Genomic DNA, 1,140 nt, shown 5'->3' with positions numbered 1-1,140 from the left:
AATGAGCGATACGTTAGAGAAAGAAGCACCCGCCACCGGTGGCTTCAAACCGAAGAAATCCGTCGCGCTATCGGGTGTGACGGCGGGTAACACCGCGCTGTGCACCGTCGGCAAGACGGGCAATGACTTGCACTATCGTGGCTATGACATCCTCGATATCGCCGGGTCGTCCGAGTTCGAGGAGATCGCATATCTGCTGGTGCATGGCAAGCTGCCCACGGTCGCTGAACTCAAGACGTACAAGATCAAGCTCAAGAGTTTGCGTGGCTTGCCTGCGAACCTGAAGGCCGCGCTGGAATGGATTCCCGCATCCGCGCATCCGATGGACGTGATGCGCACCGGCGTCTCCGTGCTCGGCACGTTGCTGCCCGAGAAAGAGGATCACAACATCTCCGGCGCGAAGGATATTGCCGATCGCCTGATGGCCTCGCTCGGCTCGATTCTGCTGTACTGGTATCACTATTCGCATAACGGCCGGCGCATTGAAACCGAGACCGATGACGATTCCATCGGCGGGCACTTCCTGCATTTGCTGCACGGTAAAGAGCCGTCGAAGTCGTGGGTCGATGCCATGCATGCATCGCTGATTCTGTATGCCGAACACGAATTCAACGCATCGACGTTCACCTGCCGCGTGATCGCCGGCACGGGCTCGGACATGTACTCGGCGATCACCGGCGGTATCGGTGCATTGCGGGGTCCGAAGCATGGCGGCGCGAACGAAGCCGCGTCCGACATCCAGTCGCGCTACCAGACGCCCGACGAAGCGGAAGCCGATATCCGTCGACGCGTGGAAGCGAAGGAAGTGGTGATCGGCTTCGGTCATCCGGTGTACACGATCTCCGATCCGCGCAACAAGGTGATCAAGGAAATCGCGAAGAAGCTGTCGAAGGAAGCGGGCGACACCCAGCTTTACGACATCGCCGAACGCCTCGAAACAACGATGTGGGACGCGAAGAAGATGTTCCCGAACCTGGACTGGTTCAGCGCGGTGTCGTACCACGCGATGGGCGTGCCCACGGCCATGTTCACGCCGCTGTTCGTGATCTCGCGGACCTCAGGCTGGAGCGCTCACATCATTGAACAACGCATCGATAACAAGATCATCCGGCCGAGTGCGAACTACACCGGTCCTGAAAA

1 protein-coding gene is annotated in these 1,140 nt (G+C 59.1%); it reads left to right on the top strand.

Going from position 1 to position 1,140, the window contains the following annotated elements; all coding sequences use genetic code 11:
• Position 1: 1 nt before the first annotated feature.
• Positions 2-1,140, top strand: a 1,139-nt coding sequence (gene prpC, locus EOS_RS04655; protein ID WP_047845427.1) for a bifunctional 2-methylcitrate synthase/citrate synthase, incomplete at its 3' end; no start/stop codon positions are given.

Origin of the sequence: Caballeronia mineralivorans PML1(12), assembly GCF_001028175.1 — a bacterium.
Lineage (GTDB): Bacteria > Pseudomonadota > Gammaproteobacteria > Burkholderiales > Burkholderiaceae > Caballeronia > Caballeronia mineralivorans.
This window is presented reverse-complemented; position numbering and strand designations above follow the sequence as displayed.